This window comes from Eoetvoesiella sp. (assembly GCF_035555955.1).
Classification (GTDB): domain Bacteria; phylum Pseudomonadota; class Gammaproteobacteria; order Burkholderiales; family Burkholderiaceae_B; genus Eoetvoesia.
The window spans coordinates 15286-39410 of sequence record NZ_DATMGA010000051.1 but is presented as its reverse complement, the minus strand read 5'-3'; the positions used below and the strand labels follow the sequence as shown (position 1 = coordinate 39410).

22 protein-coding genes and 1 tRNA gene are annotated in these 24125 nt (G+C 63.2%); 13 read left to right on the top strand and 10 right to left on the bottom strand.

What is annotated here, in order from left to right; genetic code table 11:
- Window position 1 precedes the first annotated feature (1 nt).
- The 9 genes from VNT00_RS12600 (at window position 2) to VNT00_RS12560 (ending at window position 8057) form a co-directional block, all read left to right on the top strand.
- Window positions 2–937: a CysB family HTH-type transcriptional regulator gene (locus VNT00_RS12600; protein WP_325587972.1), complete on the top strand. Its 936-nt coding sequence runs from the start codon at window positions 2–4 to the stop codon at window positions 935–937.
- Between the two features lie 84 nt (window positions 938–1021).
- A complete protein-coding gene (locus tag VNT00_RS12595) occupies window positions 1022–1411 on the top strand; it encodes a YbaN family protein (RefSeq protein WP_325587970.1) in 390 nt (129 codons plus the stop codon).
- Window positions 1412–1546: 135 nt separating this feature from the next.
- A complete protein-coding gene (locus tag VNT00_RS12590) occupies window positions 1547–4480 on the top strand; it encodes a monovalent cation/H+ antiporter subunit A (protein ID WP_325587968.1) in 2934 nt (977 codons plus the stop codon).
- Window positions 4480–4824 (top strand): Na+/H+ antiporter subunit C, encoded by a 345-nt coding sequence (locus tag VNT00_RS12585; RefSeq protein ID WP_325587967.1) that lies wholly within the window; start codon window positions 4480–4482, stop codon window positions 4822–4824. Before VNT00_RS12590 ends, VNT00_RS12585 begins: the two co-directional genes overlap by 1 nt.
- Complete coding sequence (locus tag VNT00_RS12580; RefSeq protein WP_325587964.1) at window positions 4821–6452, top strand: monovalent cation/H+ antiporter subunit D; 1632 nt, start codon at window positions 4821–4823, stop codon at window positions 6450–6452. The genes VNT00_RS12585 and VNT00_RS12580 overlap by 4 nt, the downstream gene beginning before the upstream one ends.
- Window positions 6449–6934: a Na+/H+ antiporter subunit E gene (locus VNT00_RS12575; protein WP_325587962.1), complete on the top strand. Its 486-nt coding sequence runs from the start codon at window positions 6449–6451 to the stop codon at window positions 6932–6934. Before VNT00_RS12580 ends, VNT00_RS12575 begins: the two co-directional genes overlap by 4 nt.
- Complete coding sequence (locus tag VNT00_RS12570) at window positions 6931–7212, top strand: K+/H+ antiporter subunit F (RefSeq protein ID WP_325587960.1); 282 nt, start codon at window positions 6931–6933, stop codon at window positions 7210–7212. The genes VNT00_RS12575 and VNT00_RS12570 overlap by 4 nt, the downstream gene beginning before the upstream one ends.
- Entirely contained in the window at window positions 7209–7532 is a 324-nt protein-coding gene (mnhG, locus tag VNT00_RS12565; protein WP_325587958.1) for a monovalent cation/H(+) antiporter subunit G, read from the top strand. Before VNT00_RS12570 ends, mnhG begins: the two co-directional genes overlap by 4 nt.
- A gap of 120 nt (window positions 7533–7652) precedes the next feature.
- Window positions 7653–8057, top strand: coding sequence for a hypothetical protein (locus tag VNT00_RS12560; RefSeq protein WP_325587956.1), 405 nt, complete (start codon window positions 7653–7655; stop codon window positions 8055–8057).
- Window positions 8058–8078: 21 nt separating this feature from the next.
- Here the strand turns inward: VNT00_RS12560 and VNT00_RS12555 are convergent, their stop codons facing one another.
- The 7 genes from VNT00_RS12555 to VNT00_RS12525 all read right to left on the bottom strand — a co-directional run bounded on the left by VNT00_RS12555 (window position 8079) and on the right by VNT00_RS12525 (window position 14959).
- On the bottom strand, window positions 8079–9971 hold the full coding sequence (locus VNT00_RS12555; RefSeq protein WP_325587954.1) for a potassium transporter Kup: 1893 nt from the start codon (window positions 9969–9971) through the stop codon (window positions 8079–8081).
- Window positions 9972–9981: 10 nt separating this feature from the next.
- Window positions 9982–11109, bottom strand: coding sequence for a sensor histidine kinase (locus VNT00_RS12550; RefSeq protein WP_325587952.1), 1128 nt, complete (start codon window positions 11107–11109; stop codon window positions 9982–9984).
- 57 nt (window positions 11110–11166) lie between these two features.
- The gene (locus VNT00_RS12545; protein ID WP_325587950.1) at window positions 11167–11841 is read right to left on the bottom strand and encodes a response regulator transcription factor; all 675 of its coding nucleotides are present in this window, start codon (window positions 11839–11841) and stop codon (window positions 11167–11169) included.
- A 229-nt stretch (window positions 11842–12070) separates the two neighbouring features.
- Window positions 12071–12565 (bottom strand): ExbD/TolR family protein, encoded by a 495-nt coding sequence (locus VNT00_RS12540; RefSeq protein ID WP_325587948.1) that lies wholly within the window; start codon window positions 12563–12565, stop codon window positions 12071–12073.
- A gap of 2 nt (window positions 12566–12567) precedes the next feature.
- Window positions 12568–13464, bottom strand: coding sequence for a MotA/TolQ/ExbB proton channel family protein (locus tag VNT00_RS12535; RefSeq protein ID WP_325587946.1), 897 nt, complete (start codon window positions 13462–13464; stop codon window positions 12568–12570).
- An 8-nt stretch (window positions 13465–13472) separates the two neighbouring features.
- Window positions 13473–14258: an energy transducer TonB gene (locus tag VNT00_RS12530; RefSeq protein ID WP_325587944.1), complete on the bottom strand. Its 786-nt coding sequence runs from the start codon at window positions 14256–14258 to the stop codon at window positions 13473–13475.
- A 269-nt stretch (window positions 14259–14527) separates the two neighbouring features.
- Window positions 14528–14959: a MarR family winged helix-turn-helix transcriptional regulator gene (locus VNT00_RS12525; protein WP_325587942.1), complete on the bottom strand. Its 432-nt coding sequence runs from the start codon at window positions 14957–14959 to the stop codon at window positions 14528–14530.
- Between the two features lie 249 nt (window positions 14960–15208).
- On the opposite strand from VNT00_RS12525, the gene VNT00_RS12520 reads away from it, so the two are divergent.
- A complete protein-coding gene (locus VNT00_RS12520; RefSeq protein ID WP_325587940.1) occupies window positions 15209–17059 on the top strand; it encodes a feruloyl-CoA synthase in 1851 nt (616 codons plus the stop codon).
- Between the two features lie 107 nt (window positions 17060–17166).
- Window positions 17167–18306: an ABC transporter substrate-binding protein gene (locus tag VNT00_RS12515; RefSeq protein ID WP_325587938.1), complete on the top strand. Its 1140-nt coding sequence runs from the start codon at window positions 17167–17169 to the stop codon at window positions 18304–18306.
- 83 nt (window positions 18307–18389) lie between these two features.
- On the opposite strand, the gene VNT00_RS12510 is transcribed toward VNT00_RS12515, so the two are convergent.
- Together VNT00_RS12510 and VNT00_RS12505 are read right to left on the bottom strand one after the other, a co-directional pair.
- Window positions 18390–19193, bottom strand: a complete 804-nt coding sequence (locus tag VNT00_RS12510) for an SDR family NAD(P)-dependent oxidoreductase (RefSeq protein ID WP_325587936.1) — start codon at window positions 19191–19193, stop codon at window positions 18390–18392.
- Between the two features lie 66 nt (window positions 19194–19259).
- Window positions 19260–20126 (bottom strand): pirin family protein, encoded by an 867-nt coding sequence (locus tag VNT00_RS12505; RefSeq protein ID WP_325587934.1) that lies wholly within the window; start codon window positions 20124–20126, stop codon window positions 19260–19262.
- Between the two features lie 154 nt (window positions 20127–20280).
- On the opposite strand from VNT00_RS12505, the gene VNT00_RS12500 reads away from it, so the two are divergent.
- A complete protein-coding gene (locus VNT00_RS12500; protein WP_325587932.1) occupies window positions 20281–21186 on the top strand; it encodes a LysR family transcriptional regulator in 906 nt (301 codons plus the stop codon).
- Window positions 21187–21269: 83 nt separating this feature from the next.
- On the opposite strand, the gene VNT00_RS12495 is transcribed toward VNT00_RS12500, so the two are convergent.
- Window positions 21270–21354 (bottom strand) — tRNA-Leu (locus VNT00_RS12495).
- 156 nt (window positions 21355–21510) lie between these two features.
- Here VNT00_RS12495 and rnr point away from each other — a divergent pair.
- Window positions 21511–23994 (top strand): ribonuclease R, encoded by a 2484-nt coding sequence (gene rnr / locus VNT00_RS12490; protein ID WP_414650932.1) that lies wholly within the window; start codon window positions 21511–21513, stop codon window positions 23992–23994.
- Window positions 23995–24125 lie beyond the last annotated feature (131 nt).

The following is a 24125-nucleotide window of genomic DNA, read 5'->3' as shown; positions in this document are numbered from 1 at the left end:
CATGAACTTCCAGCAATTGCGCTCCATACGCGAGGCGGCCAAGCGCGGCTACAACCTGACCGAGGTGGCCAATGCCCTGTTCACCTCCCAACCGGGCGTAAGCCGGCAGATCCGCGAGCTGGAGGAAGAGCTGGAGGTCGACATCTTCGAACGCAACGGCAAGCGGCTGACCGGCCTGACTTCGCCGGGCAAGGAGATCCTGCCGATCATCGAACGCCTCCTGCTGGAGGCCGAGAACCTGAAAAAAGCCGGCCAGGACTACGCCCGCGAAACCCAGGGCACCCTGGCCGTGGCCACCACCCACACGCAGGCCCGCTATGCCCTGCCCCGCGCCGTCCAGGCCTTCCGCGAGAATTTCCCCGATGTGCGCATCGCCTTGCAGCAGAGCTCGCCCGAGCACATCGCCGACTGGGTCATCTCCGGCAAGGCCGACATCGGCATCGCCACCGAAGGCCTCAGCGAATTCGACGAGCTCGTGTCGTTCCGCAGCTACGAATGGACTCACGTCATTGTGGTGCCGCAAGGCCATCCTCTGCTGGCGCTCGACACGGTAAGCCTGCACGACCTGGCCGCCTACCCCATCATCACCTACGACAAGGGCTTTACCGGACGCAGCCATATCGATGAAGCCTTCGACAAAGCCCAGGTAGCCGCCGACATCGTGCTGACCGCCATGGATTCCGACGTCATCCAGCAGTACGTGGCGCTGGGCATGGGGGTCGGCCTTATCGCCTCCATGGCCATCGAACACCACAACACCCACCACCTGCACCCCATCCAGGCCACGCATCTGTTTCGCCCCAATATCGCCCGGATCGCCGTGCGGCGCGGCGCCTACCTGCGCTCGTACATGTACGACTTCATCCAGCAACTGGCGCCGCAATTGTCGCGCGAAGACATCCGCTCGGCGTTAAGCGACAATAACGGCAAAGGCTGACGGCACACCGCCCCGACACGGCGGGCCCGACGCCAAGGCCAGTACCGCGTCCGCGCGGGCCTCAACCCGATCCCGGCCTCACCCATGAAAGCATTCTTCATCATCGTCGGCACCCTCGCCGTCGCGCTTGCCATTGCCGGCGTATTCCTGCCGCTGCTGCCGACGACGCCGTTTCTGCTGCTGGCATCGGCCTGCTATATGCGCGGTTCGACGCGCCTGCATCGCTGGCTGACCAGCAACCGCCTGCTGGGCCCGTATATTGCGGCCATCGAAAACCGGTCGGGCATGCCGCGCCCGGCCAAGGTCGTGGCCTTGCTGCTGATGTGGGCGTCGCTTTCGTATTCCATTTACATTGTGCCGCCTGCCTGGGCCAAGGCTGGCCTGGCCGCAATGGGCGCGGCCATAAGCCTTTACATCGTGTTCGGCATCCCGACCATGAAGCCGCGAACGGACAAGGGCGCGCCGGATCGTTGACGGCGCGCTCGGCCATCGGCGCACAAATACCGCCAGAGCACGCCAACCTGCGCCTATTTATGCGGATTTCCCCCGGAACGGCGGGAAAAATATCGTATCATTGCAAGCACACCCGCCCTCCACAAACAAGACTCGATGCTGCTCATCCTCATTCTCGCACTGCCCTTTGCGGGCAGCCTGGTCGCTGCCCTGTTGCCGCAAAACGCGCGCAATCTCGAGGCATGGCTGGCGGGAACCGTGGCCCTGGGCAGCGCCGCGCTGGCCATCTCGCTCTACCCGTCCATCGCCGACGGCAGCGTCGTCCAGGTGGCGCGCCCGTGGATCCCCGCGGCGCTGGACATCAATTTCGTGCTGCGGCTCGACGGCTATGCCTGGCTGTTCACGCTCCTCATCACCCTCATGGGCGCGCTGATCGTCCTGTACGCGCGCTACTACCTGTCGCCCCAGGATCCCGCGCCGCGCTTCTTCTCGTTCTTCCTGCTGTTCATGGGCTCAATGCTTGGCGTCGTCATGTCGGGCAACCTGCTGCAACTGGTCGTGTTCTGGGAAATGACCAGCCTGTCGTCCTTCATGCTCATCGCCTATTGGCATCACCGCCTGGACGCGCGGCGCGGCGCGCGCATGGCCTTTACCATTACCGGCGCCGGCGGGCTGTGCCTGCTAGGCGGCGTGCTCATGCTGGGCCATATCGTCGGCAGCTACAACCTGGACACCGTTCTGGCTTCAGGCGACCTGGTTCGCAGCCACCCGTGGTATCCCACCATACTGGTGCTCATCGCCATCGCCGCGCTTACCAAAAGCGCGCAATTCCCCTTCCACGTCTGGCTGCCCAACGCCATGGCGGCGCCCACGCCGGTGTCCGCCTACCTGCATTCGGCCACTATGGTCAAGGCCGGCGTCTTCCTGCTGGCGCGCTTCTGGCCCGTGCTGGCCGGCACCGACGAATGGTTCTGGATCATCGGCGGGGCGGGGCTTTGCACGCTGGTGCTGGGCGCCTACGCGGCCATATTCCAGCGCGACATGAAAGGCGTGCTGGCGTACTCCACCATCAGCCACCTGGGCTTGATCACGCTTTTGCTGGGCCTGAACACCACGCTGGGGCTGGCCGCCGCCGTGTTCCACATGATGAACCACGCCACGTTCAAGGCCTCGCTTTTCATGGCCGCGGGCATCGTCGACCATGAAACCGGCACCCGGGACATGCAGCGCCTGTCGGGGCTTTCCAAGGCCATGCCCATCACCGCCACCCTGGCCATCGTGGCCGCCGCCGCCATGGCCGGCGTACCGCTGCTCAACGGCTTCCTCTCCAAGGAAATGTTCTTCGCCGAAACCGTCTTTCTCAGCGGCGATGCCTTCACCGAATTCGTGCTCCCGCTGGCCGCAGTGGTAGCCAGCGCCTTCAGCGTTACCTATTCGCTGCGCTTCATCTGCCAGGTGTTCTTCGGCCCTCCCGCCGCCGATCTTCCCCGAGCGCCGCACGAGCCCCCTTTCTGGATGCTGGTTCCGAGCGGCCTGCTGGTGCTTACCTGCCTGCTGGTCGGCATCCTGCCCAAATACACGCTGGGGCCTTATCTGCACTCCGCCGCCTTGTCCATACTGGGCGGCAGCACACCCCACTACGACCTGAAAGTCTGGCACGGCCTGAACCAGCCTCTCTTGATGAGCCTTACCGCGCTCGCCGGCGGCATCATCCTGTATGTCGTCCTGCTGCAGCGGCATCGCGAACACCCCGATAAAACCCCGCTCATCTATCGCCTGGACGGCCGCCGCAGTTTCGACGCCCTGCTCGAGGGCATCGACATCGCCAGCGCCTGGCTCCTGAACCGCGTCTATTCGCCGCGCCTGCAACGCCTGCTGCTTCTGACCGTAGTGGCCACATTCGCCGTGGCCGCGCTTCCCTTGCTGGGCGGCGGCTGGCTGAAGCCGGCATTGGCCACCCCGGCCAATTTCTTCCTCATCGTCCTGTGGCTGGCGGGCGGCGCCTGCGCCATTGGATCCGCCCACCAGGCCAAGTACCACCGACCCGCCTCACTGGCCCTGGCGGGCGGCGCGGGGCTGGCAACCGCCATCACGTTCGCCTGGTTCTCGGCGCCCGACCTGGCCCTTACCCAGTTGGCCGTCGAAGTCGTCACCACCGTCCTCATCCTTCTGGGGCTGCGCTGGCTGCCGCCCCGGGTCGAAAGCGACGACGCCATTACCTCGCCCACGGCGGCCCGCCGCTTGCGCGACCTCCTGGTGGCCGTTGCGGGCGGAGCGGGGCTGGCCATCCTGGCCTATGCGGTCCTGACTCGCCCCAGCCGCGGCGGCATCGCCGATTTCTTCATCAGGAACACCGTGCCCGAAGGCCACGGCGCCAATGCGGTAAACGTCATCCTGGTCGATTTCCGCGGCTTCGACACGCTGGGCGAGATCACTGTGCTGGCCATCGTGGCGCTGACCGTCTACGCCTTGCTGCGGCGCTTCCGGCCGCCACCCGAAACCATCACCCAGAACCCGCTGCGCCAGCAGCAAGGGGCCAACCCGGGCCGCCCCGCCCCGGCCGAACCCGACATCGACGCTCTGGTTCCGTACGGCATCATGCAGGTTCCGGCAATACTGCTGCGCTTCCTGCTTCCCATCGGCGCGCTCATCTCGCTGTACTTCCTGCTGCGCGGGCACAACCTGCCTGGCGGCGGCTTTGTCGGCGGCCTGGTCATGGCAACCTCCATCATCCTGCAGTACATGGTCGGGGGCGTAAGCTGGGTCGAATCGCGCCAGGGCATCCGGCCGCAATACTGGATCGCGCTCGGGCTGCTGGCCGCCGGCGGCGCTGCGATAGGCGCCTGGTGGAGCCTGCGTCCCCTGCTGTTCTCCATGGAGCTGGAACTGGCCGTGCCGGTCATCGGCCACATCCACCTCTCCAGTGTGCTGCTCTTCGACCTGGGCGTATACATGCTGGTCGTGGGCGCCACCGTCATCATGCTGGTGGCCCTGGCCCACCAGTCGCGCCGCTTCCGGCGCAAAGCCGCGCCCGCAGCCGCCCCCACGCCGCCGCCCGCCCCGCATGCCGCCCACGAGGGAGTGAACTAATGGAACTCATATTGTCGATTGCCATCGGCGTGCTTGCGGGTTCGGGCATCTGGCTGATTCTGCGTCCCCGCACCTTCCAGGTCATCATGGGCCTGTCCCTGCTGTCCTACGCCGTCAATCTGTTCATCTTCAGCATGGGACGTCTTCGCATCGGCGCCGCGCCCATCATCGACGCCGGCAAAGCCGCCGATCCGGCCCTGTATGCCGACCCCGTGCCGCAGGCGCTGGTGCTGACCGCCATCGTCATCGGCTTCGCCACCACCGCCTTGTTCCTGGTTGTGCTGCTGGCCGCGCGCGGCCTGGCGGGCAACGACCACGTGGACGGCAGGGAGGCCAATCTGTGATCGACTGGTCGGCCCATCTCCCCGTCCTGCCCATAATCATTCCCCTGCTGGCGGGGGCCTGCCAGCTTCTGCTCAAGGATTCGCGCCGGCGCGTGCGCATCGGCATCTCGCTTGCCTCGGTACTGGCGCAGTTGCTCGTCGCCGTCGAGCTGCTGCTCATCACCTCGGGCATACAGGCTTCGCCCTGGTTCGGCCACATCGCCGTCTACCTGTTGGGCGACTGGCCGGCGCCGTTCGGCATCGTCCTGGTGGCCGACCGGCTGGCCGCCATCATGCTCACCCTGAATGCGGTACTTGGCATCGCCACGCTCGTCTACGCCACCGCGCGCTGGGACCGCGCGGGCGTGCATTTCCATCCCTTGTTCCAGTTCTTGCTCATGGGAATCAACGGCGCCTTCCTTACCGGCGACCTGTTCAACCTCTTCGTGTTCTTCGAAGTCCTGCTGGCCGCCTCCTACGGCCTGATGCTGCATGGCTCGGGCGAGGCCCGGGTCACGGCCGGCCTGCACTACATCGTCACCAACCTCGTGGCCTCCTTCCTGCTGCTGATCGCCATGGCCCTCGTCTATGGCGTGACAGGCACCCTCAACATGGCCGACCTGGCCGTGCAGGCGGGACGCCTGGCCGGCCCCGACCGCATTCTGTTCGAGACCGCCGCCGCCATCCTGGGCATCGCCTTCCTCATCAAGGCCGCGGCATGGCCGCTCAACTTCTGGCTGCCCAATGCCTACGGCAGCGCCTGCGCGCCCGTGGCGGCGATCTTCGCCATCATGACCAAGGTCGGCATCTATGCGCTGCTGCGCCTGGGATCACTGCTGCTGCCCACCGGCGCGCCCGCCGCGTTCGGCGGCGAGTGGATGTTCTCGCTCGGCCTGGCGACCCTGATGTTCGGCATTATCGGCATGCTCGCCACCCAGCAGACCGAACGCCTCATCGGCTACTGCGTCATCAGTTCGTCGGGCACCCTGCTTACCGCCCTGGGCATGCCGGGCGTCACCGTGACCGGACCAGCCCTGTTCTACCTCATCAATTCAGTGCTGGCGCTGGGGGCCTTCTACCTGCTCATCGAGATGGTCGAGCGCACGCGCAGCTTCGGCGCCGACGTGCTGGCCATCAGCCTCGAGGCCTTCGAGCTTGACGATCCCGAATCCCCCGATCATTCCGACGACGTCGTGGGCGTCGCCCTCCCGGCCGCCATGGCCTTCCTGGGCATGGCTTTCATCGCCTGCAGCCTGCTGGTCATCGGCCTTCCCCCTCTTTCGGGTTTCGTCGCAAAATTCTCACTCTTGTCCGCCGCCCTGCAAACCTCCAGCACCGACTCGCCCTCGCTGGATACCTGGCTTCTGGTTGGCGCCATCCTGGCGTCGGGGCTGGCCGGCATCATCGCGCTTACCCGGGCCGGAATCCGCCTGTTCTGGAGCACCGAAGATTCCGTGACGCCGCGCCTGAGCATCAGCGAAGCCGCCCCGGTCGCCTTCCTCGTCCTGTGCTGCGTAGGCCTGGCCGTGTGGGCCGGGCCGGTACTGGCCTACCTGAACGACACGGCGCTGGCGCTGGACAATCCCCAGTCCTACATCCAGGCGGTTCTGCGTCAGCCCGCCCCGCTCCTGCCGGGGGGCGCGCCATGAAATCCATTCTCTACTGGCTCCTCATGCCGGCCCTGCTGCTCGTCATCTGGCTGCTGCTGAACGAAACCGTTTCCATCGACCATATCGTGCTCGGCTCCGTCCTGGCGCTGCTGCTGGCCTGGGCCGCCATGGCCCTGCGGCCTCTGCGCTCCACCCCAAAAAAGCCGCTTACCCTGATCCGGCTGCTGGCCAACGTCGTCGTCGACATCACGAAATCCAATGTCGCCGTGGCGCGCCTCATCTGGCTGGGCGCCGAATCGCACACCCCGGGCTTCATCCGCATTCCCATAGAACTGCGCGACCCGCACGGCCTGGCCGCGCTGGCCTGCATCATCACCTACACCCCAGGCACGGTCTGGGCCGGGTTCTCCGAACAGAAAGGCGTGCTGACGCTGCATGTGCTGGATCTCAAGGATGAAAACCACTGGATCCAGCTCATCAAGCGGCGCTACGAACAACCGTTAAAGGAAATATTCGAATGAATGCCGTACTTTACTGGGCGGGCATCTTCGCACTGGGCTGCTTCGCCCTGGCCCTGGGCTGCGCCACGCTGCGCCTGCTGCGCGGCCCCACCCCGCAGGACCGCGTGCTTGCGCTGGACACCATGTATATCAACGGCCTGCTCATCCTGCTAGTCCTGGGCATCCGGTTCGGCAGCAGCATCTATTTCGACATCGCCCTGCTCATCGGCCTGTTCGGCTTCGTGGGTTCGGCGGCTCTGGCAAAATTCCTGCTCAAAGGCGAGGTAATCGAACCATGACGACACTGCCACTCTGGGCTTCCATTCCTGCTTCCGTTCTGCTGGTGCTAAGCGGCATCCTCACCCTGACAGGCTCGGCCGGCCTCCTGCGCTTCAAGCGCTTTTATTCGCGCATGCATGCGCCCACGCTGGGCAACACCCTGGGCGTCGGGTTCGTGCTGCTGGCATCGATTCTGGTTTCCTCGGCCGTCGAGGGACACATCGTCATTCACCAATTGCTGATCACTTTTTTGCTAATCATTGTTTCGCCTGTAACCGCGATTTTGCTCATGCAGGCGGGTCTGCGGCGCGATGCGCGGCGGCCTGTGCCCGAAGAATAAGCAGCGAAAGCCGGACAGTTCAAGGCAAAACATTTTGTTACGAATGGGCGGCGGCATTCTTCTATACTGATTCATGACTGTTCCAATCCTCATGATTGCCACGTTTTCAAGGAAACGACCATGAATCGTCAAAAACATATCCTGCCCCGTTCCGCCTCCATCGTGCTGGCTCTGGGCCTTGGGCTGGCCTCGGCCTCGGCGCTGGCCGCCGGCAGCCACTCTACAAACAGCCCCGAAGCGCAATACCAGCGGGACATGGCCGCCTGCAAAGCCGGCCAAACCCAGGAAAGCAAGGCCACTTGCGAAAGAGAAGCCGGAGCCGCCCTGCAGGCCGCAAGGCATAACCAGCTTGTCAGCGACAGCAACAGCACCTACCAGGAAGACGCCACCCGCCGCTGCATGAGCCTGCCCGCCGGCCAGCGGCAAGACTGCATGACCCTCATGAGCGACCCCAACGCCACAACCAAGGGCAGCGTGAACGGCGGCGGAATCATACGGGAAACCACCATTACCATTCCCGGATAAGCCGCTGCGCCCCGTACGGCGTCACAACTCCAGCTGCATGCCCATTTCCACGACCCGGTTGGGCGGAATCTTGTAGAACCGCGTGCTGCGGCTGGCGTTGCGCGCCATGAAGGCGAACAGGCTGCGCCGCCACCGCATGCGGAACGGCAGCTTGCGCACCACGATGATGGTCTGGCGCGACAGGAAAAAAGAGGTTTGCATGGGCTCGAGATTGAGCTCGGGGTGTTCGTGCGCCAGCAGTTCCAGCAATTGCGGCACATTGGGCTCTTGCTTGAACCCCCATTTGGCCACCACCTGCCAGCTGCTGCGGCCCAGCCTTTCCAGCGTATAGCGCTCGTCGAACGACACATAGGGCACATCGGCGCTTTGCACGTTCAGGAACAAAACCTGCTCGTGCAGCACCTTGTTGTGCTTGAGATTGTGCAATAAGGCGGGGGGCACCGTATCGACGATCATGCTCATGAACACGGCGGTTCCGGGCACCCGCACGGGAGGGTATTGCTCGATGGCGTCGACGAAATCCTTGAGCGGCTGCTGATCGCCGGCCAGGGTCTGGTGCATTTTGTCGCGCCCCTGCTTCCAGGTCAGCATCAGGGTGAACAGGCCCAGGCCCACCACCAGCGGCAGCCAGCCGCCATCGACGATTTTCAGTGTATTGGACGAAAACAGCAAAATATCCAGCACCAGGAACACGCTCAGCAGCGCCATCCACAAACCGCGCTTTGCTCCCGTGCTGTGGCGCGGCAACACCGAGAACGCCAGCAGGGATGTCATCAGCATGGTGCCGGTTACCGCAAAACCGTAGGCATGGGCCAGGTTTTCGGATGACTTGAACCCCACCACCAGGACCAGCACGGCCAGGCACAGCAATTGATTGACCCTGGGCAGGTAGATCTGCCCCTCCTCCTTGGCCGAAGTATGCAGGATGACCATGCGCGGCCACAGGCCAAGCTGCACGGCCTGGCGGGTAACCGAGAACGCCCCCGAAATGACGGCCTGCGACGCCACGATGGTCGCCACCGTGGCCAGGCCAACCAGAGGGGCCAGCAGCCACCCTGGCGCCAGCAGGAAAAAGGGGTTGCGGATCGCAGAGGGATCGCCGAGCAGCAGCGCGCCCTGGCCAAAATAGCACAGTACCAGGGCGGGCAGCACCACGCCGAACCAAGCGCGCCGGATCGCCGGCCGCCCGTAATGCCCCATGTCGGCATACAGGGTTTCGGCGCCCGTCAGCGCCAGCACCACCGCCCCAAGCAGCAGGAAGGCCGTCCACGGGCCCTGCGCAATGAATTCCAGGGCCCACATGGGATTGAACGCCTGGATTATTTGTGGAGTCTGCACGATGCGGTAGGCTCCCAGGGCGCCAATGCTGAGGAACCACAGCAGCATGATGGGCCCGAACAGCTTTCCGATGGCGCCCGTGCCATGCGACTGCACCATGAACAGGCCAAAGATGATGACCACCGCCACGGGCACCACCCATGGATCCAGCGTGTGCGACACAATGCCTATGCCCTCTATCGCCGAAAGCACGGAAATGGCGGGAGTGATCATGCTATCGCCATAGAACAGGCTGGCTCCGATAAGTCCCAGAACGACCAGCACCCAGCGCTTGCGTCCCGAACGGCCGCGCGCGGCCAGTTCCATCAGCGCCAGCGTGCCGCCTTCGCCGCGGTTGTCGGCGCGCAGAATCAAGGTCACGTACTTGAGCGACACCACCAGCATCAGCATCCAGAACAGCAGCGAAAGCACGCCCATGATGTGCGACGGATCCAGCACGGAAAAACCGCTGAGCGATGCTCGTATGGTGTAAAGCGGGCTGGTTCCGATGTCGCCGTACACGACGCCGAGCGCTCCGACCAGCACAGCCACCCCCGGCGGTCCCGCTTGTTTCACGTCGTTCTGTTCTGTTGTCATGATGGGCTGTCTATCCTTCGTGCCTCGTCAGGTTGGCCCCTTTGCGGGGCCCTGGAAATACGATGTTGATCCGGGTGCCGGCAAACTCGGGACGGCTCGCCAGCCGCCACCAGGCGCCATGCGCCAGGGCGATTTCACGGACAATGGCCAGCCCCAGCCCCGAACCGCCCGCGGTTGCCCGGGGGGAACGGTAGAACGCCTCGAAAACCCGGTCGCGGTCGTCGGCGTCGATGCCCCGCCCGTCGTCCTCGACCATCAGCGAAGGCGGCGTGGCGCCGACCTGGATGCGGATGTAGGTGGCCCCGGCTCCGTAGCGCAATGCATTATCGATGAGGTTGCTCAACATTTCCTCGAGCAGCAGCGGGTCGGCATCGACCCACACGGCGTCGTCGGGCGCCGACAATTGCAGGTCGACGTGCCCGGCCCGTGCGGCGGGAATCCATTCCGAAGCGCTCAGGCGCGCCCATTCGGCCAGGTCCAGCCTTTGAAAGCTGTCCTGGGGACGAACCGACGAATCGGCTCGCGCCAGCACCAGCAACTGCTGCCCAAGCCGTATCATGCGGTCGGTGACCGACTTGATCCGTTCGGCGCGCTCTCGCACGTCGGTGGGCAGATTGCCGGCCAGCATCAGCTCGGACTCCAGCTTGAGTCCGCTCAGCGGCGTTCTGATCTGATGCGCCGCATGGCCGATGAAGCGCTTTTGCGCCTGCATCGAATCGTCAAGCCGGATCAGCAGGTCGTTGATGCGGGTCACGACGGGCGTGATCTCGGTGGTCAGGCCGGCTACGCTGACCGGCTGCAGATCGTCGATGGAGCGCTGGTTGATTTCGTCCGACAAGCGATTGATGGACCGCAGGCCCGAACGCACGCCGGCGATCAGCACGCCGGCGATCAGCAAAACCAGCAGGACCTGGCTGAGCAGCAGCACCCAGAAAATATCGTGGAGCACCCAGACGGACAGGTTGATGCGGCTGGTCACGACCCACGTCACGATAAGGTCCAGGGCGATCAGGATCAGAACGGGAGGAACCAGGCGCAAGATGAGATGGCGCGCCAGGGAGCCCGGCTGCAGCAATGCAGCCAATCGGGCATGAGGAGCCAGCTTTCCGGCGGCGGGCCGCACCGAGGGAGATGTCATGGGAGCCGTATCCGGATCGCCCGGATATCACTGCGATACCCGCGCATCTTGAAAATGCTACGCGGCACTTTCGACGTCGAGCAGATAGCCGAACCCGCGCACGGTCTGTATGCCCGCACCGGTGCCTTCGAGGCGCTTGCGCAGGCGGTAGACGTAGACTTCGACGGCGTTCTCGCTGAAATCGGCGTCCCATGCCGACAGCGAATTGACGATCTGGCGTTTGGTAACCACGCGCCCGGCCCGGCCCATGAGCATTTCAAGCACGGACAGTTCGCGCACTGACAGCGCCAGGCGCTGCCCGTTGACGCGCACCTCGCGGCCCACGCTGTCGAACACCAGCGGCCCGGCTTCGAGCAGCGGCTGCACCTGGCCTGCGCGGCGCCGGGCGAACGCCCTTACCCGGGCGGCCAGTTCGGCCAGCTCGAAGGGCTTGGTGACGTAGTCGTCGGCGCCCGCATCCAGGCCCGCCACCCGGTCTTCCACCCCGTCGCGCGCCGTCAGGATGAGAACGGGAACCTGCTGGCCTTGGGCGCGCAACTGCCGCAAGACATCGAGCCCGCTCATGCTGGGCAGGTTCAGGTCCAGCAGCAGGAGATCGTAGGTTTGTCCGGTGACGGCGCCAAGCACCGGCTCGCCGTCCTGCAGCCAATCGACGGCATACCCCTGCCCCATCAGGAATTCCTGCAAGGCATGGCCCAAAGTCGTATCGTCTTCAATAACTAGTACTCGCATGCCGTGATTCTATATCGAACCGGCCGCTTTGAATAATGCCGGGTGGCTTAAACGGATGCGGGGTTACAAAGCTGACGAAAGCCTGACCAAAATGAAAGATGAAAGGTGTCTCGGGCGCGGGCGTTCGGACGGTAGAAAACAAATCCCCGCCGCCTTGGGGGCGGTCGGGGATGGAAGCTTGAATCAGGCAACCGGCTTGCCAGGTTTGCCTGGCGAGCCTGAGCTGCCGCTACGGCTTGACGGCGGGATTAACGCCTGTAGCGGGAGCATTGCCGCCTGCAGCCGGGGGATTGCCGCCAGCGGCGGCGTGTTCGCCGGGGCGGGTGATGAAGCCCAGCTTCTTCAGGCCCGCAGCCTTGGCGCTGCTCATGATCTGGGCCAGAATTTCGTAGCGCGTGTTCAGGTCGGCGCGGATGCGCAATTCGGGCTGAGGGTCTTTGCCGGATTCGGCGGCGAAACGCTGCTGCAGATTTTCCATGAGCACCGGCTGCTCGTCCCAGAACAGCTGCCCCGCCTCATTGACGGCAAGGTCGATGACCTGCGGCTTCATTTCGACCGGCTGGGCGGTGGCCTGCGGCAGATTGATCTTGATGGAGTGGCTGAGCAGCGGCGCCGTGATGATGAAAATGACCAGCAGCACCAGCATGACGTCGATCAACGGCACCATGTTGATCTCGGACATGGTGTGGTTGTCACCCTTGTTGTCGAAGCTTCCGAAAGCCATGATCAGTCCTTTTTGCCCGCCGCCAGCGAAATGCCGCGCATATTGGATCTGGATTCGATGGCCTGCCCGGTGGACAGGAAGGTGAACAGATCGTGCGCGAAGGCATCGAGCTGCGCCAGGTAGACGCGATTGTTGCGCACGAAGGCGTTGTAGGCCAGCACGGCGGGAATGGCCACCGCCAGGCCCAGGCCGGTCATGATCAGGGCTTCGCCCACGGGGCCGGCGATGCGGTTGATGTTGACGCCATCGGAAAGGCCGATGCCGATCAGGGCATGGTAAACGCCCCAAACCGTGCCGAACAGACCGATGAACGGCGCGGTGGAACCGATGGAGGCCAGCACGGTAAGCCCGTTCTCGAGCTTGGCGGTTTCCTCGTCGATGACCTTGCGGATGATGCGGGTGACGAAAGCGCTGGTCGAGCCCTTTTCCTCGAGCTTTATGGCGCCGTACTTGGCATGGTGGTTGCGGGCATGGATGGCATGACTGGCCACGTGCGCAAACGGCTCGGTCGCACCGTGCGTGGCGATTTCGTTTTCAACCTGCTCGAGCGAGCTGGCCGCCCAGAACTGGTTCAGGAAGCGGCGCGAATGCCGGTGAGTGCGCAGATTGCTGAACGACTTGACGAAGATCAGATACCAGCTGATCAGGGACATGAGCAGCAGAATGCCGAACAGGCTCTTGCCCACGATATCGCTTTGTGCGATGAAGTGGGTAATACCGCTTTCCGTCGTGATGGTGGCGGCCGGAGCCAAAGCCGGCGCAGCAGCAGCAGCAGCAGCAGCAGCCGGGGCGGCCGCACTGCCCAGCGCGGCGGCTGCGGGCGCTGCCGACTGCGCATCGGATGCCGCCTGGCCTACTTGCGCAATGATATGCAATGCGCTGTTTACGAGATCGAACATGGTGGTTCCTATAAAACGAAATCAAATGGGATGTCGGCCAGTGCGGGATAGGCAATGCCGTTTTCGGTATATGGCTTGAACTTCGCGGTGCGCGCCGCTTTCAGCGCCGACTCGTCCAGGCGCGGATAGCCCGACGAGGTGCGCAGCGTAGCCTTGGCGACGGAGCCTTGCGGCGAAATCAGCACCCGGACCACAACCCGGCCCGCTTCGCCCCGGCGCTGGGAAAGCCGGGGATATTCGGGACTGGGGCGCTGCCCAAGATAATCGACGCGCCCGATGAGCCGCGGCGTGTTGGGGTCGCGCGGCGCGGTCGGCGCCTTGGGCGCAGCTACCGTCGCGGCGGCGCCGCTGGGCGGCGCGGGCGGAGTGTCCGGCTTGGGAGTTTCGTGGCGCTTGACGACCGGCTTGGGCCGGGGCTTGGGCTTCGGTTTGGGCTTGGGCGGTTCAGTGATCGTCTCGGGATCGGGCTCTTTGACGACCGGCTCGGGCTCGGGCTCCGGAGTGGGCTCTTCGACGGGATCGGGCTCCACCTGAGGTTCGGGCTCGGGGGGCGGAGGCTCCTCGACAGGTTCCGGAGGCGTAGCCTGCGGTTCAGGCTCGGGCGCCGTATCGACAACCTCGGGCCCTATTTCGACGAACTGGATTTCGTCCGATTGGGGCATCGAGATATCGGGCTTGACCGGGGCGGCAATAATGGCGCCGATGACGGCCAGGTGCACCCCTATTACGCAAACAGCGGCTGCAAGCTTGATTTGTACAGAGCGGGATTTAGGGTAAAGACGAAGATGCAGCATGCGTCCAACGGCAAAAAGTTCATTAATCCAGACGAAAGGATGCTCTGCATAGCCTGCGCGAGCAGTGCATCCCTATAACGGCACGCACTCCCGGAACGCGTTCAGGCCACCCCTTGAATGGTTTCAACCACGACAGACCGCTACATTATCAGAAATGCGAACCATTCGCAATAATATTTATCATTAATTATTGAGCGAGCGCGCATCACGACGCAGAAGCTCTGGCCCCCGGGCCGGGATTCTCCACAAGAAGACAGGGCTGGCAGACCCTAAAGCGTCAGTATGCTCAGTCCGCGCACCATGGTCTTCAGTTGCGCATACAAGGCCCCATGCTCGGCCTCGCCGATCTCGGCCAGCATGGCGGCCTCCACCTCGACGACCGCCGCGTCGCATTTCTTCAATAGGTTCAGGCCTTCGGGCGTCAGGCCGATTTGAATGATGCGTCCGTGGGTCGAAGGCGCTTTCCGGGCAATCCAGCCTCGCTGTTCCATGGTCTTGACCATTTCGTTGGCAGACTGGGGAGAGACCATCGACCGCTCGGCCAATTGCGCATTGGAAAGCTGGCCGTGCTTGCGGAATACGGACAGCGCCGTGTACTGCGCCGCGGTAATCCCCATTGGAGCAATGCTGTCGCGTATGCGACGGCTCAGCATATGGTCGAGCCGCCCGATTAAATAGGCAATGCCGCTTGGTTTGTCCACTCGTAACTCCTTTGGCTATTCATTCTGCCGCCTGGCTAATTCTACTTGCCAGTCGATTTTTCTCGGTGTAGTATAAGCTAAGTATCAGGTAAGTTGATAATCACTGCTCCAAAAAAACGTGGCGCATATTGCCCGCGCTACAAACCGCGGCAAAAAATCAACAATCCCGAAAGCGGTGATCCCACGCGCCTGATTGCCAGAAGAATAATGTTGCAACGCCTTTGCGGGCAAAGAATTCAGAGAGACAAAATGACAGCACAACCCCGTTATCGCAGCGTGGCAATTGGTGCCCTGCCTGTCGAGGCAACACCCGGCGAAAACGGCCAAGTCCATGTAAGAACGCCTGTGCCTCTGCAGGATTACCCACGCCGCCTCACCGACCGCCTGCACTACTGGGCCAAACAGACCCCCGACCGCAGCTATATCGCCAAGCGCGACGAATCCGGCGAATGGCGCCACATCACCTATGCGCAAGCGCTCGACATGGCGCGCCACATCGGCCAGGCTCTGCTCGACCGCGGGCTGTCGCCCGAGCGGCCGGTGCTGATGCTCTCCGAAAACGACCTGGAGCACGCACTTCTTGCCTTGGGCTGCCAATATGTCGGTGTGCCCTATTCACCGGTATCTCCCGCCTATTCGCTGGTTTCCAAGGATTTCGACAAGCTGCGCCATGTGGTGCAGGTACTGACCCCGGGCCTGGTCTTCGTTTCCGACGCGCAAAAATACGCGGCGGCCGTCGCCGCCACGATCGATGACAGCGTCGAGTACGTCGCCACGCGCGGCTCGGCGCCTCAGCGTGCCAGCACCACGTTCGAATCGCTGCTGGCAACACCGGTCACCGATGCCGTGGATGCGGCCTACGAGGCCACCAGCCCCGACACCATCGTCAAGTTCCTGTTCACCTCGGGCTCCACCTCGCTGCCCAAGGCGGTCATCAACACGCAGCGCATGCTGTGCAGCAATCTGCAAATGATTCTGCAGGTCTGGCCCTTCCTGGCCGAAGAGCCGCCCATCCTGGTCGACTGGCTGCCCTGGAACCACACTTTCGGAGGCAACCACAACCTGGGGCAGATCCTGTTCAACGGCGGCACGCTCTACATCGACGACGGCAAGCCCACCGAACAGGGCATGGCCATCACCCTGCGCAATCTGCGCGAGATCTCCCCCACTCTGTATTTCAACGTGCCCATAGGCTGGGAAAAAATCGCCAATGCGCTCGAAACGGACGAAACCCTGCGCACCAGCTTCTATCGCCGGCTGAAAATGCAGTTCTATGCCGGCGCGGCCCTGGCCCAGCCGGTCTGGGACAAACTGCACGCCACGGCCGAGAAAGCCTGCGGCGAACGCATCATCATGACGACCGGCCTGGGCATGACCGAGACTTCGCCCTCCGCCATGTTCGTGCTCGAGGAAAGAGCGCTGGCCGGGCAAATAGGCGTACCGCTGCCCGGCATGGACCTGAAGCTCATCCCCAACGGCGACAAGATCGAGGTTCGCTATCGCGGCCCCAACGTCACGCCCGGATACTGGCGGGCCCCCGACAAAACGGCCGAGGCCTTCGACGAAGACGGCTACTTTTGTTCGGGCGATGCCGTGAAATGGCTGGATCCTGACAATCCCAACCGTGGCTTCGTGTTCGACGGGCGCGTTGCCGAAGACTTCAAGCTCGACACCGGAACCTGGGTCAGCGTGGGCTATCTGCGCACCCTGATATGCCGCGAGGGCGCACCTTATCTGCAGGACTGCGTCATTACCGGCCACGACCGCCGCGAGGTCGGCATGCTCATCGTGCCCAATATGCCTTTGTGCCGCAAGCTGTCGGGTCTGGACGACGACGCCCCGGACCATGAGGTGCTCGCCTCCGCCGCCGTACGCCGATTCTTCCAGGACCTGACCGACCGCCTGCATCGGCAAGGCACGGGCAGTGCCACCCGCATTGCGCGCGCGCTGATCCTCACTCGGCCCCCTTCGCTGGATCTGGGCGAAATCACCGACAAAGGCTCCATCAATCAACGGGCTGTGCTTACCCACCGCCAGGACCAGGTCGAAGCTTTGTACGACGGCACGGATCCGGCCGTCATCATCCCCGCAAATAGATGAAGAACCGGGCAGGCGAAATCCTGCCCACTTCCGTCGGGCGGGCAATCCTGCGCCCAACCGGCAATACAAAAGCAATTCAAAGCAGTTCACAACAGAGGAGATTGAGAATGAAGAAAGTATTCCACGCAACCCTGCTGGCCGCCGCACTGGGTCTGGCCGCTACGCAAGCCAACGCGGACATCACCATCGGCGTCGATCTGTCGCTGACCGGCCCCGCTTCCGGCCTTGGCATTCCCGTCAACAGCGGCTTTGCGCTGTGGCCCGACAACATCGCCGGCGAGAAAGTCAAATTCATCACCCTGGACGACGCCAGCGACCCGGCCAAGGCCCAAAAAAACGCGCAACGCCTGATCAGCGAAGACCATGTCGACGTCATCATCGGCTCCAGCACCACCACCCCGGCCATCGCCATGGGCGAGGTCGCCGCCGAAGGCAAGACCGTGCAGTTGGCAGCCGCGCCTGCCGAGTTCCCCGAAGGCAAAGGCACATGGACCTTCCGCTTGCCCCAATCCACGGCGGTCATGGCCGGCGGTGTCATCAACCACATGAAGAAACACGGCGTAAAAAGCTTTGCCTTCATCGGCTATAACGATGCCTACGGCGAAAGCTGGCTGCGCGAGCTGACCAATCTGGCCAAAGCCAACGGCATCAAGGTGACCGATGTCGAGCGCTACGCGCGAGCCGACACCAGCGTCACGGCGCAGGCCCTCAAAGCCATCGCCTCCAAGCCCGACGCCATCCTCATCGTCGCCTCGGGCAGCGGCTCCGCCATGCCTCATACCACGGTCGTCGAGCGCGGTTTCAAAGGCAAAATCTACCAAACGCACAGCGCCGCCTCAAAAGACCTGATCCGTTTGGGCGGCAAGGCCGTGGAAGGCTCGTTCGTGGTATCGGGCCTGGCCGTGTATCCTGAAGGCTTGCCCGACACCCACCCCTCCAAGAAGCTGGCGGTGGACTTCGTCAACGCCTACGAAAAGAAATACGGCCCCGGGTCGCGCAGCCAGTTCGCCGCCCACGCTTACGACGCTTACATCATCCTGAGCCACGTCGTTCCCATGGCGCTCAAAAAGGGCAAGCCCGGCACACAAGAATTCCGCACGGCCCTCAAAGACGCCCTGGAAACCTACGGCAGCATTCCGGTCACCCAAGGTGTCCTCACCTACACCAAGACCGACCACTTCGGTTTCGACAACAAGGCCCAGATGATGCTTACCATCAAGAACGGCAAGTTCGTCGCCGCCGACTAAAAGCGCCGGTCCGCGTTCCGGCAGGCATTTCCCTTGCCGGAACCGGAACGCAGCGGGCGCAGCACCGCCCGCTCACAGCGCCTTCAACGCGCATTCACGGTAAGCCCGCCATCCAGCGCAATCTTCGCGCCATTGACGTAAGCGCCGCGATCCGATGCCAGAAAGGCCGCCATGTCGCCGATCTCTTCCACCTTGGCCAGGCGCCCGGCCAAAATCCCCTTGTCCCGGCAAAACCCGCTCAGCCACTGCTCTTTCGTCTTGCCCTCTGCCTTGGCCATGTTCTGGGCCCAGACTTCCCGCCACTCGGTCAGGACGACGCCGGGCACGATGGTATTGACCTTGATGCCCTCCTTGCCCAGATCGGCCGCCAGGTAGCCCGCCATGTGCATCAGCGCCGCGTTGTTCAAGCCGTAGGTCAAAGCCGGCATCCAGGCCATCGCGCCCGAGGCGCCGGCAATATTCAGGATGCGGCCGGTGCCGTCGCGAGCCAGCAAGGGCAGGAACTCGCGTATCACGCGCAAAGCGCCAAGCGTCTTGATCTGCACCTGGCCCAGCCAGTCCGCATCGTCCCAGGTAATTTCCCTGTCCTGGCGCTTGATGGCCTCGCCCGCGTTATTGACTACGATATGAACGGTCGGGAAATGCGCCCTTACCGCCTCGGCCGCGGCACGTACAGAATCATGCTGCGTGACGTCGCAAGCCAGGGGCAGCGCCTGCACACCGAACTGCGCCGCAATATCCCGGGCAACGGCCCGAAGTCCGTCCAGCCCCCGCGCCAGCAGCACGACGTCGACGCCCTCCGCGGCCAGTGCGCGGGCAACACCTTTGCCCACGCCCTTGCTCGCTCCCGTCACCACGGCAACACGTCCTTTCAGTCCTAAATCCATGTCCATCTCCTCAAAGAGCGGCCCGCACCGGGCCCGCAAATATCCGCCGCGCCCGAAACGGTCCAGCTAGCCAGGCATAGCCCCGAACCGGCCGCTGTTGAAATCGTCGATCGCCTGCTCTATTTGCCGCTGGCTGTTCATGACGAACGGCCCATAGCCCACGATGGGCTCGTCTATCGGTTCTCCGCAAAGCAGCAAGACGACGGCATCGCCATTGGCTTCCAGAACGAGGCTTTGGCCGGCCCGATCCAGCACGGCCATCTGCGCCTCGCGGACGATGGCGCTGTCGTTCACCTGCACGGTGCCGTGCAGGACCACCAGCGCCGCCGCCCAGCCGTCGGGCAACTCAAAGGTGCTGAACCCGCCCTGCTTCAACCGCAAGTCCCAGACGTTCATCGGCGTAAAGGTATGCGTCGGGCCCGTGCGGCCGTCGAATTCGCCAGCGATGATCCGCGCGACGCCCGCGTCGTCCGGCAAGGCAACGGCAGGAATTTCGCGATCAAGAATGGCCTGGTAGCCGGGAGCCGTCATCTTGTCCTTCTCGGGCAGATTCACCCAAAGCTGCACCATTTCAAGCGGGCCGCCCGACTGGCAGAACGCCGGCGAGTGAAACTCCTCGTGCAGTATGCCCGAGCCCGCCGTCATCCATTGCACGTCGCCGGGACGTATCACCCCGCCCTTGCCGGTCGAATCACGATGCGCTACCTCGCCCTTGTAGACGATGGTCACCGTCTCGAACCCGCGGTGCGGATGCTGGCCCACCCCGCGCGGCTTGCCTGCCGGCGCGAAATCCTGCGGGCCGGCATAGTCGAGCAGCAAAAAGGGGCTGAGCTGCCTGCCGTGGCTGCCGTAGGAAAACAAGGAACGCACGGGAAAGCCATCGCCAACCCAATGAGCGCGCGGAGCGCTATAAACACCCAGAATCTTTTTCATGCCATCTCCTGCAGGCCGACCAATTGGTCCATGGGATTAAGCATAATCGCGGGACGGACCCGCGAGTAGCGTGCTAAATTAGCTCGCAGAGTCCCATTCAGGGAACGATGAAACCGGGACACTTGCCGACGCCACAGAGGAAGCCGTAGCCGCCATGCAGGACCTGAACGACCTCTACTACTTCGTCCAAGCCGTGAATCACGGAGGCTTCGCACCGGCAGGCCGGGCGTTGAATATTCCCAAGTCCAAGCTCAGCCGGCGCATCGCCTTGCTGGAAGAGCGCCTGGGGGTTCGATTGATCCAGCGTTCGACGCGCCACTTTTCCATGACGGAGGTCGGGCGCAGCTTCTACGAGCACTGCAATGCCATGCTCGTGGAAGCCGAAGCGGCGCAAGAGGTGGTCGACGCCACACGCGCCGAACCACGCGGCGTGATTCGCATGAGCTGTCCGGTTGCGCTGCTGCATGTGCATGTGGGCGGAATGCTGGCCGAATTCATGAATCGCCACCCCCAGATCACGGTGCATCTGGAGGCCACCAACCGCCGCGTCGACGTCGTGGGCGAGGCCCTGGACCTGGCAATCCGCGTGCGCCCGCCGCCATTCCAGGACAGCGACCTCGTGATGCGCGTGCTGGCCGACCGAGGGCAATGCCTGACGGCCAGCTCGGCCCTGGTCCAACGCCTGGGCATGCCGGCGTCTCCGGCAGACCTGGAAGGCTGGCCCAGCCTCGGGCTCGGAACACCGCATCAAACCTATACCTGGCCGCTGCATGGGCCGGACGGCGTCCAGGCCGTCATCCACCACACTCCCCGGCTCGTGACGACGGACATGATTGCGCTACGCAACGCGGCAATAGCTGGCGTGGGCATCGTGCAACTGCCCCTGCTCATGGTGCAAAACCATCTGGCCGAGGGAGCGCTGCTCAAGATACTGCCCGAATGGACGCCGCGGCGCGAGATCATCCACGCCGTGTTCCCCACCCGGCGCGGCCTGCTTCCCTCGGTGCGGGCTCTGGTGGACCACCTTGCGGAAAGCTTCGCCGCCATCGACGAGGAATAGCTTCAGGCAATAAAAAAGCCCGCTGCCGAGCGGGCTTTTTTCAACTGCTAGGGAGCTTTGGTAGTAGCTCCCTGAAAATAGGGTGGTGCCCAGAAGAGGACTCGAACCTCCACACCTTGCGGCACATGGACCTGAACCATGCGCGTCTACCAATTCCGCCATCTGGGCACAATGAGAGTATGCTAATGTACTGCCTTGCGCATTTACTGGGATTTAACCCCGGGGACTGAACCCAACAACTAACTGTTCAACAACCCTTTAAAACGCTGCTGTCTCTCAAAGAGAAAAGAATTATACACTATTTTATTTACAAGGGAAGTCTTCTTGACCAAACGATCTAAAAACAAGAAAGAATCCGGCGAAGACGAGTCAAAAAACTCGTCAACAGGTTCACAAGCAAGTGCTCCCGCTGGTTCGCCAGCACTGCCTCCCGACTTCGATCCCGCGGTGCCAAGCCGGGAAGCCATTCTTCAAGTGTTGCGAAACTCCGACAAGCCGCTTGCTCCCGAAGCGCTGGCCAAGGCCCTGGGCGCCCGGGTTCCGCTTTCTGTCGGTTATGAACGGCGCATTGGCGCCATGGAACGCGACGGCCAAATAACACGCACGCCCAAAGGCGAGCTGGCCATCGCCAGCAAATCGGAATTCATCGCCGGGCGCGTGCAGGGACATCGCGACGGCTTCGGCTTTTTGGTGCGCGACGACGGCGGCCCCGACCTGTTTCTTTCGCCGCGCGAAATGCTCAAGGTGCTGCACGGCGACCGCGTGCTGGCCAAGCCCGACGGCGAATACCGGGGCAAGCCCGAGGCCGCCATTGTCGAGGTGGTCGAGCGCCGCACCAATAAACTGGTGGGCCGCTTTCTGCGCGAGCGCGGGGCATACATCGTTGCGCCGGAAGACCAGCGCATCAAGCACGATATCCTCATTCCGGCGAGCGATACCGGCGGCGCCGAGCATGGGCAGGTAGTAACTGTTGAAATCGTGCAGCAGCCCACCCGGCATACCCAGCCCCTGGGCAAAGTCGTGGAGGTGCTCGGTGAAATCGATGATCCAGGAATGGAAATCGAAATCGCCGTGCGCAAGTTCGACGTGCCGCTCGACTTTTCCGACGCCACGCTCAAGCAGGCAGCGCAAATTCCGGCTACCGTCAAAAAGACGGAGTTCAAGGGGCGCATCGATTTGCGCGACCTGCCCTTCGTTACCATCGACGGTGAAGATGCACGCGATTTCGACGATGCGGTTTTTTGCCTGCCCATAGACCTGGGCACTGAAAAGCGCAAACGGCCGGGCTGGCGCCTGCTGGTCGCTATTGCCGATGTCAGCCATTACGTAAAGCCGGGCGAACCCCTGGACGACGATGCACTGGAGCGCGGCACCAGCGTCTATTTTCCGCGCCGCGTCATTCCCATGCTGCCCGAGGCCCTGTCCAATGGCATCTGCTCACTGAATCCCGATGTCGACCGGCTGGTGCTGGTATGCGACATGGTCATTCCGGCCAATGGCGCCAAGGCGGGCACGGTAACCGCCTATCAGTTCTACGACGCGGTCATCCATTCGCATGCGCGTACCACATATACCGACGTGTGGGCGGCCCTGCAGCAGCCCACGGGGCCGGCGGCGCAGGCCATGTCTTCGGTATACCCGCATGTGCGGGACCTGTACGAGCTGTTCCAGTTGCTGTCGGGCTCGCGCGTCAAGCGCGGAGCCATCGATTTCGATACGGTGGAAACCAAGATCATCTGCAACCCGCTGGGGCGCATTGAAAAAATCGTTCCGTACGAGCGCAACGACGCGCACAAGCTGATCGAAGAATGCATGCTGGCCGCCAATACCTGCGCGGCCGACTTCATGAAGCGCAACAAGCGCATCGGCCTATACCGCGTGCACGAGGGTCCCACACCGGAAAAGCTCAAGGCCTTGCGCGACTATCTGCGAAACCTGGGGCTCACCCTGGGCGGCGGCGACGAGCCAACCACACACGACTATGCGCGCCTCATCCAGGAAACACGCGGTCGTCCCGATCACGAAGTATTGCAGACCATGTGCTTGCGCTCCATGCAGCAGGCGCTTTACAGCCCGGAAGAATCCGGACACTTCGGCCTGGCCTACGAGCACTACGCGCATTTCACGTCGCCCATACGGCGCTATCCGGATCTGCTCACGCATCGCGTCATCAAGTCAATCATAAAGGGCCAGCGCTATGTGCCCGCCATCGACGATGTGTCGTCGGTGGCCGCCTTGCCGCGTGGCGAGCGCGAGCACGCCATCTGGGAAAAACTGGGCCTGATGCTGTCCGCCTGCGAACGGCGGGCCGACGATGCGTCGCGCGACGTTGAGGCGTGGCTCAAGTGCTGGTTCGTCAAGGAGCACGTGGGCGAGGTGTTCAGCGGCCGGGTGACGGGGGTAGCGACCTTCGGCATTTTCATTACGCTGGATACCTTGTTCGTGGAAGGCATGGTGCATGTTTCCGAACTGGGCTCCGACTATTTCCAATACAGCGAATCCCTGCATGAGCTGCGCGGCGAGCGAACGGGCATCCGCTACCGCCTGACCGACGCCGTGCAGGTTCAGGTGGCACGGGTCGATCTCGAGGCCCGCCGCATCGAGTTTCGCCTGGTCAAGGGCACGACGTTCAAGGCCTTGAACAAGGCGGCCAAAGAATCGGGCGAGCCTGTCCGGAAAGTCAAACGGGCGGCGCCGGCCAAGCCTGCGGCGCTCAAGGGCACGACTTCGCGCGAGCGCCGCGCCGAGGCCAAGCGCAGCACGCGGCAGCCTCCCGCGGGCAAGAAGTCGACGCGCGCGCGCCATTAGTCATTATCCAAGCAGGAACCCGCTGCGGCCTGGCATGCTGCGGCATGTTCCTGATTGGCGCAGCGTGGGCCGGACTTGGCGGGGCGAACTGTGCGAAAATTATTCCGGCCGCCATTTCGGCCGTCATTGAA

Bases quoted from the DNA above. Each gene is read 5' to 3' on its own strand.
- VNT00_RS12600 (WP_325587972.1), top strand. From the start codon at position 2: ATGAACTTCCAGCAATTGCGCTCCATACGCGAGGCGGCCAAGCGCGGC.
- VNT00_RS12595 (WP_325587970.1), top strand. From the start codon at position 1,022: ATGAAAGCATTCTTCATCATCGTCGGCACCCTCGCCGTCGCGCTTGCC.
- VNT00_RS12590 (WP_325587968.1), top strand. From the start codon at position 1,547: ATGCTGCTCATCCTCATTCTCGCACTGCCCTTTGCGGGCAGCCTGGTC.
- VNT00_RS12585 (WP_325587967.1), top strand. From the start codon at position 4,480: ATGGAACTCATATTGTCGATTGCCATCGGCGTGCTTGCGGGTTCGGGC.
- VNT00_RS12575 (WP_325587962.1), top strand. From the start codon at position 6,449: ATGAAATCCATTCTCTACTGGCTCCTCATGCCGGCCCTGCTGCTCGTC.
- VNT00_RS12570 (WP_325587960.1), top strand. From the start codon at position 6,931: ATGAATGCCGTACTTTACTGGGCGGGCATCTTCGCACTGGGCTGCTTC.
- mnhG (WP_325587958.1), top strand. From the start codon at position 7,209: ATGACGACACTGCCACTCTGGGCTTCCATTCCTGCTTCCGTTCTGCTG.
- VNT00_RS12560 (WP_325587956.1), top strand. From the start codon at position 7,653: ATGAATCGTCAAAAACATATCCTGCCCCGTTCCGCCTCCATCGTGCTG.
- VNT00_RS12555 (WP_325587954.1), bottom strand. From the start codon at position 9,971: ATGACAACAGAACAGAACGACGTGAAACAAGCGGGACCGCCGGGGGTG.
- VNT00_RS12550 (WP_325587952.1), bottom strand. From the start codon at position 11,109: ATGACATCTCCCTCGGTGCGGCCCGCCGCCGGAAAGCTGGCTCCTCAT.
- VNT00_RS12545 (WP_325587950.1), bottom strand. From the start codon at position 11,841: ATGCGAGTACTAGTTATTGAAGACGATACGACTTTGGGCCATGCCTTG.
- VNT00_RS12540 (WP_325587948.1), bottom strand. From the start codon at position 12,565: ATGGCTTTCGGAAGCTTCGACAACAAGGGTGACAACCACACCATGTCC.
- VNT00_RS12535 (WP_325587946.1), bottom strand. From the start codon at position 13,464: ATGTTCGATCTCGTAAACAGCGCATTGCATATCATTGCGCAAGTAGGC.
- VNT00_RS12530 (WP_325587944.1), bottom strand. From the start codon at position 14,258: ATGCTGCATCTTCGTCTTTACCCTAAATCCCGCTCTGTACAAATCAAG.
- VNT00_RS12520 (WP_325587940.1), top strand. From the start codon at position 15,209: ATGACAGCACAACCCCGTTATCGCAGCGTGGCAATTGGTGCCCTGCCT.
- VNT00_RS12515 (WP_325587938.1), top strand. From the start codon at position 17,167: ATGAAGAAAGTATTCCACGCAACCCTGCTGGCCGCCGCACTGGGTCTG.
- VNT00_RS12510 (WP_325587936.1), bottom strand. From the start codon at position 19,193: ATGGATTTAGGACTGAAAGGACGTGTTGCCGTGGTGACGGGAGCGAGC.
- VNT00_RS12505 (WP_325587934.1), bottom strand. From the start codon at position 20,126: ATGAAAAAGATTCTGGGTGTTTATAGCGCTCCGCGCGCTCATTGGGTT.
- VNT00_RS12500 (WP_325587932.1), top strand. From the start codon at position 20,281: ATGCAGGACCTGAACGACCTCTACTACTTCGTCCAAGCCGTGAATCAC.